At 31.8% G+C, this 10,178-nt stretch carries 10 protein-coding genes; all 10 read left to right on the plus strand.

The window, feature by feature from the left end; translation table 11 throughout:
* The 10 genes from JNO63_RS01095 (at window position 1) to recQ (ending at window position 10,077) form a co-directional block, all read left to right on the plus strand.
* Complete coding sequence (locus tag JNO63_RS01095) at window positions 1-819, plus strand: alpha/beta hydrolase family protein (RefSeq protein ID WP_203126415.1); 819 nt, start codon at window positions 1-3, stop codon at window positions 817-819.
* A gap of 90 nt (window positions 820-909) precedes the next feature.
* Window positions 910-2,049 carry a THUMP domain-containing class I SAM-dependent RNA methyltransferase gene (locus tag JNO63_RS01100; RefSeq protein ID WP_203126416.1) on the plus strand — a complete coding sequence of 380 codons (1,140 nt, stop codon included), beginning with the start codon at window positions 910-912 and terminating at the stop codon, window positions 2,047-2,049.
* Window positions 2,046-3,464 carry a L,D-transpeptidase family protein gene (locus tag JNO63_RS01105; RefSeq protein WP_238390449.1) on the plus strand — a complete coding sequence of 473 codons (1,419 nt, stop codon included), beginning with the start codon at window positions 2,046-2,048 and terminating at the stop codon, window positions 3,462-3,464. The genes JNO63_RS01100 and JNO63_RS01105 overlap by 4 nt, the downstream gene beginning before the upstream one ends.
* A gap of 8 nt (window positions 3,465-3,472) precedes the next feature.
* Window positions 3,473-4,294 carry an energy-coupling factor transporter ATPase gene (locus JNO63_RS01110; protein ID WP_203126417.1) on the plus strand — a complete coding sequence of 274 codons (822 nt, stop codon included), beginning with the start codon at window positions 3,473-3,475 and terminating at the stop codon, window positions 4,292-4,294.
* A complete protein-coding gene (locus tag JNO63_RS01115) occupies window positions 4,291-5,148 on the plus strand; it encodes an energy-coupling factor transporter ATPase (protein WP_203126418.1) in 858 nt (285 codons plus the stop codon). The genes JNO63_RS01110 and JNO63_RS01115 overlap by 4 nt, the downstream gene beginning before the upstream one ends.
* A complete protein-coding gene (locus JNO63_RS01120; protein WP_203126419.1) occupies window positions 5,141-5,938 on the plus strand; it encodes an energy-coupling factor transporter transmembrane component T family protein in 798 nt (265 codons plus the stop codon). Before JNO63_RS01115 ends, JNO63_RS01120 begins: the two co-directional genes overlap by 8 nt.
* A complete protein-coding gene (gene truA, locus JNO63_RS01125) occupies window positions 5,932-6,675 on the plus strand; it encodes a tRNA pseudouridine(38-40) synthase TruA (protein WP_203126420.1) in 744 nt (247 codons plus the stop codon). Before JNO63_RS01120 ends, truA begins: the two co-directional genes overlap by 7 nt.
* On the plus strand, window positions 6,668-7,090 hold the full coding sequence (locus JNO63_RS01130) for a hypothetical protein (protein ID WP_203126422.1): 423 nt from the start codon (window positions 6,668-6,670) through the stop codon (window positions 7,088-7,090). The genes truA and JNO63_RS01130 overlap by 8 nt, the downstream gene beginning before the upstream one ends.
* Window positions 7,080-8,231, plus strand: coding sequence for a DUF4097 family beta strand repeat-containing protein (locus JNO63_RS01135; protein WP_203126424.1), 1,152 nt, complete (start codon window positions 7,080-7,082; stop codon window positions 8,229-8,231). The genes JNO63_RS01130 and JNO63_RS01135 overlap by 11 nt, the downstream gene beginning before the upstream one ends.
* 37 nt (window positions 8,232-8,268) lie before the next feature.
* A complete protein-coding gene (gene recQ / locus JNO63_RS01140) occupies window positions 8,269-10,077 on the plus strand; it encodes a DNA helicase RecQ (protein WP_203126426.1) in 1,809 nt (602 codons plus the stop codon).
* Window positions 10,078-10,178: the final 101 nt, after the last annotated feature.

The raw sequence follows: 10,178 nt of genomic DNA on the forward strand, positions 1-10,178 counted from the left end.
ATGAAATATTTTTACGAACAAATATCAAAAAAAGACGGAATAATTTTAAGGGGTGTTATAAATACTCCTGATGACTTTGATGCGAGCAAAAAATATCCGGCTGTGATTTTCTACCATGGTTTTGGTGGAGATCGTAATGGTAGTGCATGGTTTCGAGGACAAAACTCACAATATCTAACAGATAGGGGATATATCACAGTGCGTTTTGATTTTTCTGGAACAAATGAGTCTGATGGCGATTTTTACGATATGACAGTAAGTCGTGAAGAGGAAGAAGCAGTTATGATTTATGACTTTACAAGGCTTCGTAAATTTGTTGATAGAAATAAGATTTATCTTGTGGGACATTCCTTAGGTGGTGTAATATCGACCCTTATTGCCCCAAAAATTAATCCAAAAGCCATGGTGCTTTTAGCCCCAGCAAGTGATATGAATAATCCTGATTATTTAAAAATAGCTGGAATGACCTATTTTGACCCAAAAACCGATAGGGGAAATCTTGAAAAGCTAGAAATAGCAAAAAAAGTAAGAGAAATAGAAGATGTGGATATAGGCGGAGTAAAACTTCACAAAAATTTCTTGATTGATTTTCTGCCAAAAGATATTTATGGACAGGCTCGCAAATATAGGGGTAATGTATTGATCTTGCGAGGAACCCAGGATGATTTGGTGTATAATGATGCCAACCAAAAGCTTGAAAAAGCTTATCCACATGCAAAATATGAGCAGATAATAGAAGCTGATCATTCATTTAAAAACTTTGATCATAGACAAATAGTTTTTGAAAAAATGTACAATTTCTTAGAAGAGAACAAATAATTAACCACCTACGGGTGGTTTTTATTGTTAATGACCAAAATACCTTAAAAATCAAGATGAAATATTAGTTTTTAAAGTTATAATAAAAGTATGACTAAATTTTTGATTACCACTAGTTTCGGTCTTGAAGCTCTTGTCAAAAGACAACTTTTGGATATGGGATTTGAAGATTTTGAAGTTAGTGATGGGATGATTAGTTTAAATACTGATTTATCTAATATTTCAAAACTAAATATAAATTTACGTGAGGCAGATAGGCTCTATCTTGTTATTGATGAATTTAAGGCGCATGATTTCGATCAGCTTTTTGAAAAGGTTAAGCAAATTTCATGGCCAGATTTTTTGGCAAAAGATAGCAATTTTATAGTTTCTGCAAGGAGTCATAAGTCAAAATTATTTTCTATCCGCACTATTCAATCTGTCAGCGAAAAAGCTATTATCGAATCAATGAGAAAAAGATATAATATCAATCATTTTGAAAAAAATGGCCATAGAGTACAGGTAGAAGTAATGTTAAAAAATGATTTTGCAACAGTTGCTATCGATACTTCTGGAGAGGGACTTCATAAACGCGGATATCGCGAGGATACCGTAAAGGCACCACTTCGTGAAAATTTAGCAGCAGCTTTAGTTGACTTATCTTTTTATAATTCTGATAGATTTTTATTTGATGGATTTTGTGGGTCTGGCACTATTTTGATTGAGGCCGCCAGAAAAGCTCGTAATATTGCTCCTGGCATAGACCGAGATTTTGATTTTGAAAACTTTATTTTTATAGACAAAGACCATCATAAATTGGCAAAAAAAGAAGCACTAGAAGTAATTGACTATGACAAGAAACTAAATTTACTTGGCTCAGATATTTCTGGTAGAGCCATTTCTCTAGCTAAAAATAATGCGATTAATGCAGGGGTGGGCGAAGACATTTCATTTATAACGCGCGATATTACAAATGTAGCTATAAAAGATGATTTTGGAATTATGATTACAAACCCTCCCTATGGACAGCGACTATCACATGTTGATACAGATGATATATACAAAAAAATAAATCAAAAGTTTAAAAATATGGAGACTTGGTCTTTTTATTTTATAACTAGTGATGAGAAATTTGATCAAAAATTTAAAAGAAAACTTTCAAAAAAAAGAAAGTTATATAACGGTGGTGAAAAAGTTGATTTTTACCAATATTTTGGAAAAAAGCCTGATAAAAATGGAGGAAATAATTGACGGAGACAAATAATAACAAAAATGGTAAAAGAATTGGACTTATAATTCTTTCAATTGTTGTTGCTATTTACTTGATAGGAACAATAATTTTTTCAAATATAGCCTTGCCAGGCACATATCTTAATGGCAAAGATATATCCTATGCATCAAAAAAGGAAGCCATAGCATCAGCACCAGAGGATTTTAGCTTAAATGTAAGCGGTCGATCTGATAAAAGCTTTAAAATTAATCCAGCAGACATAGACTACAAAGCAGAAGTGCCTAAGGATGCAAAAATAGATCAAAATCCGTTTACTTGGCCATCTGCCTTACTTAGTAATAAAAAACAAAAATTTGATGTTGACTACAAGGTATTTTATGACAAAGATAAGCTTGATAAAGTAATTGATAGCTCAAGCATGATGAGCAATTTTACCGAGCCAGAAAATGCAAAAATTGCGATGAAGGACGGAGATTTTTATATAGAAAAAGAAGTTTCTGGAGATAAAATTGATAAGGAAAAATTAAAAAAAGCAATAATAGATAACATAAATACTAAAAGCAATGATTTGCTTTTAGATGATAGTTATTATGTAAATCCAGAACTTACAAGTGATTCAAAACAAATTCAAGATGCCTTGGCTGATGCTCAAAGCTTAAAAGATATGTCAATTAAATTTAATTTTAATGGTTTTGACCTAAAACTTGAGGGAGATTCATTACTTGATTTATTTGATATGAATGATGAAGGCCCAGAACTAAATTATGATAAAGTATATGAATATGCAAAATATCTTGCAAGCGAAACAGATACTTATGGAAAAAATCGTAAATTTAATGCTACAGGTATTGGAGAAATTGTGGTAGGTCCTGGAGTATATGGATTTAGACTAGATGTTGATGGCATGGTTGATAAAATCTATGAGCAAATAAACTCTAGACAAAGTGGAGATATCGAGCCAGTTTATGATAATATTGCTTTTGTTAGAACTGAAACTGGGGAAGATATTGGTGATACTTATGTAGAAGTAGACATTTCTCGTCAGCATTTATGGTTTTATAAAAATGGTAGCCTAATTTTAGAGTCTGACTTGGTTTCAGGAAGACCAGTTGATGGATGGGCTAGTAATGTCGGTGTTGGTCAAATCTTAAATAAAGCTGCTAATACAAAATTAAGAGGCTTAAATTTTGATGGACAAACATCATACGAAACACCAGTAGATTATTGGATGCCAATTGGATGGGACGGCGAAGGATTCCATGATGCGCCATGGAGATCTGCTTTTGGTGGACAATTATATTTACAAAGGGGATCACATGGTTGCTACAATCTGCCACCATCAGTTGCCAAAACTTTATTTGAAAATGTAGATTACCTAACACCAGTTGTGGTTTACGAGTCAAGTACAAATAACTCGCCAGCAATGGCTTATTAAGAGAGAATATGATAAAAATTGAAAATCTAAGTTATGCTTATCCATCAAATGATGATGAAGAGTTACACTTTGCCCTAAATGGACTAAATCTTGATATTAATAAGGGAGATTTTGTTGCAGTTTTAGGGCATAATGGTTCTGGAAAATCAACCCTAGGGAAACTAATGAATGCACAGATTTTTCCGACAGAGGGCAATATTTGGATAGATGACTTAAATACTAAAGATGAAAATTTAATATGGGATGTGAGGGGCAAGTGCTCCATGGTTTTTCAAAATCCAGATAATCAAATGGTTGCAACCACTGTCGAAGAAGAAGTAGCCTTTGGTGTAGAAAACTTACAAATCCCAAACCCAGAGCTGCGTGAAAGAGTAGATAATGCTATAGAATTAGTTGGTATGAGTGATTTTAAAACAAGAAATCCAGCTAATCTGTCAGGTGGACAAAAACAAAGAGTTTCTATAGCTGGTGTAATAGCGATGATGAGCGATTATATCATTTTTGATGAGCCGACAGCTATGCTTGACCCACAAGGTCGAAAAGATGTCATAAGGCTTGTAGAAGACTTAAACAAAAATTATGGTAAGACAATTATATATATAACCCATTATATGGAAGAGGCTATAATTGCTGATAAAATAGTGGTTTTAGATAAAGGACAAAAGGCCCTAGAGGGATCTGCTCGTGAAGTTTTTTCTAAGGTTGATCAAATGAAGGACCTAGGTCTTTCTGTACCTCAAGTAACCGAGGTAGCTTATGAACTTAAACAAAAAGGTGTAAAATTTGATAGGCTACCATTGAGTATTGATGAATTTTTGGAGAGCATATGAATTTAGATATAAAAAATGTTGATTATATTTACAATCAGGGACTACCTTCTGAAGTATATGCTCTAAAAGATATCAATCTACACATAGGAAGCCACGAGATCATAGGTCTTATTGGTCAAACAGGATCAGGAAAGTCTACCCTAGTCCAATTACTTAATGGACTTTTAATTCCAAGTAATGGTGATGTTATAGTAGATGACGTAAATACAAAAGATAAGGAAAAACGCAGAGATATCAGATTTAAAGTGGGTTTGGTATTTCAATATCCAGAACACCAACTTTTTGAAGAATCCATTTCAAAAGACATTGCCTTTGGCCCTACAAATATGAAACTATCAGAAGATGAGATAGATTTAAGAGTTAAAGAAGCTATGGCAAAAGTAGGCCTTGATTATGAGAAATACAAGGATGTATCCCCATTTGAAGTTTCTGGTGGCCAGCAAAGAAGAGTCGCTGTTGCAGGAATCATTTCAATGAATCCAAAGGTTTTAGTTTTAGATGAGCTAACAGCAGGTCTAGACCCGGTAGGACGCGAAGAAATATTTAGAGAAATTATAAATATTTACGAAAACGACCCAGAACTTACTATTGTCCTAGTCAGCCATTCTATGGAAGATGTTGCAGAGTATGTAGATAGGGTCATTGTAATGAATAAGGGACAAATTTATAGCGACGCATCCACATATGATACATTTACGAAAGTAGATTTAGAAAAAATAGGCTTAGATGTGCCTCAAATTTCAAAATTTATGACAGCTTACAAAGAAAAGGGACATGATGTTCGCGATGATATTTACACAATAGAGGATGCAGTTAAAGAACTTAGTAGATATTTAGGAGTAGCCAATGAATAAAGTAACAATAGGCCAATATTTACCCTTTGATACCTTTGTCCACAGGCTAGATCCTAGGGTAAAACTTATCGGAGTTTTTGCTTATATCATCACTATATTTTTTGTAGATGATATTATTAGCTTTATTCCATTTGCAATTTTGCTTTTTGCTATGCTTTTTGTAGCAAAGATTCCTATAAAAAATGTATTTAAATCTCTTAGACCCTTATTATTTATTATCATTGTAACTGCACTTATAAATTTATTTACAGCCCCAGGAAATGTAATATTAAATGTAGGACCCCTAACAATTACCGATGAAGGGGTATATAGAACTGTTTTTACAGTCATAAGATTGATTTTAATTATTCTTACTACTTCAATATTAACGTATACAACAAGTCCTATGGAGTTAACTGATGGGTTAGAAAAGTTATTTTCTCCTCTAAAGAGATTTGGTTTTCCAGCAGGAGAGCTTGCAATGATGATAAGTATTTCCCTAAGATTTATCCCAACATTATTTGATGAAGCAAATAAAATAAGAATGGCACAAATGGCAAGAGGTGCAGATTTTGAGTCTGGAAACATTATAAATCGTGCCACAGCTATGATTCCGCTTTTGGTACCACTTTTTATAAATTCATTTAAAAGATCTGATGAGCTTGCAACTGCTATGGAAGCCAGAATGTACCGCATTGGGGAAGAACGTACTAAACTTAACGAAATCTTTATGGATAAAACAGATTATCTGACTCTCTTTTTATTCTTAGGATTTTGCGTATTTATGATAGTTAAAAAATATATATGGTAAAAAATATATTACTTAAAATCGGCTATGACGGAACTAATTTTCACGGTTTTCAGTACCAAGAAGATCTTAGAAATATTGAAAGTGAAGTAAAAAAAGCCATTCATAAGGTAACAAATGAAAATAATCGCATAATTGCAGCGGGCAGGACTGATGCAGGAGTCCATGCCTATGCTCAATATGTAAATTTTTTGACAGCTACAAATATCAATCCTAGGGCCTTTAAATTTCACATTGAGCCTTATTTACCAGATGATATTATTTCTTTAGAGTCAAAAGAAGTAGATTTGGGCTTTCATGCCAGATTTTCTGCAAAAAATAAAACCTACCAGTATGTTATTTTTAGGGATAAAATAATGCATCCCATCCATAGAAATTATATGGAACAAATTACATATCCATTGGATTTGGATAAACTCCAAAAAGGACTTGATATATTAAAAGGTGAACACGATTTTAAAGCTTTTATGCGTATAGATAAGGATTTAGAAATAAACACTATCCGTAGTATTGAAGATGCATACTTTATTGAAAATGAAAGTAGATTAGAAATATATTTTAAAGCAAATAGTTTTTTGCACAATCAGGTAAGGATAATGTCTGGAGCCTTGATAGAGCTAGCTCGTGGCAAATTATCTTTAGATGATTTTAGAAATTTTTTTGATCCTAAAAATACAAAAAAAGCAAACCCAGCCCTTTCTGCAAGTGGGCTATATCTATGGAGTATTGATTATGAGTGATACAGAAACAAAAAAATCAAATTTTTTAAATGAATTTAAGGCCTTTGTCCTAATATTTATGACCATATTTGGTTTTTTTAATGTAGAAAATAAAAAAATGTTATATTTTATGATTCTGGCAAGTGTTTTGCTTATTGCTGTAGTAATATATATAAATGAAAATGATTTAAAATTTACCAAACATTTTCTAAATATAATTATAGTATTTTATAATATAACTACACTCATATTTATGGTACAATATTTTATAGGCGGCATTGAAGAAAATAAGCTATTTGAAGTATTGCTTAAACCATTTTATGATGGAGAAATTTTTAATATTTCAGCAATAATTTGGATTTTTGTCCTAACTTTATTTTTGCAAATGCTACAAGTTAATTCAAATAGACCTAGTGGAGAAAACTATGGAAGATAATAACCAAAAAATAAAAGATGAAGAGCTTTACGATCCTGAGCTTGAAGAAATACTAAATGAAGAAGACCAAAGACCAGGCAAAAGAAAAAATAGATATAAAAATTTAAATCGCAGAAATTTACTTATCGGCCTACTTTTAATTATTCTAATAGCAGGTGCTCTTTACTTTGTAAATAAAAAACAAAATTCAACCAGCAAGGATATTCAAACATCTGAGTCCATCGATCAAAATTCTTACAATGAATCTACAATCATGAGGGTAGACTTAAATCAAATCAATAAAATCAATATTGATTTAAAAACAGCTGATGTGCGTATCCAACGTTCAAATACCAACCCTTACATCGAATACACCAATCTTAAAAGAGGAGATGAAGATGAATATACCATAGATGTTTCTTATGAAAATGGGGTATTGAATCTAAAATCAAACATTAAGGGTAAGGAATTAAATATGAAAAATAAGGTGCAAATCCTTAGAATTTTCTTGCCTATGGATAAAAATCTTGAAGAAATTAAAGCAAATATTAATGCAGGTGATGTAAAAGTAAGTGATTTAGAAGTTAGAAATCTAGACTTAAATGTAAAATCTGGTCATATTAGCTTTGAAAATTCATTTTTTGGTGGAAGTGTGACAAATGAAGCTGGTGACATTAAACTAGATAAATCTGAACTATTAAATACAAAACTTACAACAAATGCTGGAGATATCTTAATAAACGAAAGCAAACTGGGTACCAGATCAGATTTTACAACCCAAACTGGAGATATTATTATAAGCTCCCAAGATGGTTTAGATAATTACAATGTAAAAGCAAATCTTGAAGTAGGAAATTTCATACTTGGAAATATTTCTTATAGAAATATAAAAGATGGATTTAGCAAAAATAATAAAGCTCAAAAAGATATCAGCTTAAAAACTAAAGTTGGGGATATAACCTTTAATAAAGGTGAAGGAGCTATCCTTGAAGAGGAAGAATACATTACAAATCAAACTCCAACTGAAGATGACCAAGAAGAGACAGATACAACATCAGAAGATGAAAATGAAGAAGAGCCTACCGACAATCCTGATTCAGATCTTCCTAAAGAAGAAGTAGATGAGGAAGCGAAAAGCCAAGACCAAGGAAATAATAATTAAGTTCTTAGGAGCTTAATTATTTTTTTTAGGATTTATTATGACAGAAAATTTACTGATTAAAAATTTAAAAAAATATTTTGGCTATGAAAGCTTTAGACCAGGCCAAGAAGAAATAATAAATAATATTTTAGATGGCAAAGATGTTTTAGGAGTCTTGCCAACTGGCGGAGGTAAATCTATTTGCTATCAATTGCCTGCACTTATTATGGATGGGATTACCCTTGTGATTTCTCCCTTAATATCACTGATGAAAGACCAAGTAGATGCTTTAAATGAAAATGGTATTAGTGCAAGTTTTATAAATTCATCTATGACAAGTGATGAATACAAAAATGCATTAAGTCAAATAAGTAGAGGCAGGATAAAACTTTTATATATATCCCCAGAAAGGTTAGAAAATAACTTTTTTATGGACTTTATAAAAACATTAAATATTAATTTTCTAGCAATAGATGAAGCTCACTGTATCAGTCAGTGGGGGCATGATTTTAGACCAGCCTATAAATTAATACCAAACATATACGATGCACTAGGAGACATACCAGTAGCAGCATTTACTGCTACCGCTACTAAAGAAGTACGAGATGACATAATAAAAAATCTTGATTTAAAAGATCCATTTGTAAAAGTAACAGGATTTGATAGGGAAAATCTAAGCTATATCGTGGAAAAACCAAATGATAAACTCAAATTTCTAAAAAATTTTTTAAGAGACCATAACAATGAATCTGGTATAATCTATGCTTCAACTCGCAAAAAAGTAGACGAAGTTCACAAGTCACTTAAGAAGATAGGAGTAGATGTTGCAAAATACCATGCAGGTCTTGCTGAAAAAACTAGAATTAAAAATCAAGATGACTTTATTTATGATAGAAAAAAAGTAATAGTTGCGACCAATGCCTTTGGCATGGGGATAGATAAAAGCAATGTCCGATTTGTAATTCATTATAATATGCCAAAAGATATGGAATCCTATTACCAAGAAGCCGGACGTGCAGGACGTGATGGGGAAGATGCGGAATGTATATTGCTTTACAATGCTCAAGATATCATTATCAACAAATTTTTAATAAATCAAAGTAATAACCCTGCCTTCAAAAGATATCAGCTAGAAAAACTTCAAATAATAATAAATTATGTAAACACCAGCAATTGTTTAAGGGGATTTATATTGGATTATTTTGGTAGTGATTCAATGGATTTTTGTGATAATTGTTCAAATTGCTTGTCAGATACAAAAAAAACTGATGCAACAATTGACAGTCAAAAAATCCTATCATGCATTTATAGATTAGATCAAAGGTATGGATCAAAAACAATTGTCGATTGCTTAAAGGGCTCACAAAATAAAAATGCTCGTGAAAAAAATTTATCAGAAATTTCAACCTATGGTATTATGAAATCTAATGATGAAAAGTATATCAAAGACTTGATAGGGTCTCTTATTGCAGATGGATATATCAGAGTAAGCGGGGGCCAATATCCAATTTTAAAATTAACTGAAAAATCTAAAGACGTACTTTTTGAAGATGAAAAAGTATTTGTAATCGAAAATAAAAAAGATCCTGTCAAAGAAAAAGAAAGAATTTCTAGGTCAATCGACCCTCGTGACTATGATGATAAACTATTTAATCATCTAAAAAAAGTAAGACTTGACTTATCAAAAGACAGAAACATTCCCCCATTTATAATCTTTTCTGATGCTTCACTAAAAGAAATGGCAACTATAAAACCTCAAAGTGAGGAAGTATTCTTAGAAGTTAAGGGTGTGGGAGATAAAAAATTAATCCAATATGGCGATATATTTATAGCTGAAATTTCAGAATTTCTAGCAGCAAATAATTAAGAAAATCTCACTAAAAATGAACTGACCCCTTAAAGTTGGACCTAACCAACTTAAGGAGGTCAGTTTTTTATGGCAAAATATAGAACAGAATTCAAATATAA

Source organism: Anaerococcus sp. mt242 (assembly GCF_016798225.1).
Taxonomy (GTDB): Bacteria; Bacillota; Clostridia; order Tissierellales; family Peptoniphilaceae; genus Anaerococcus.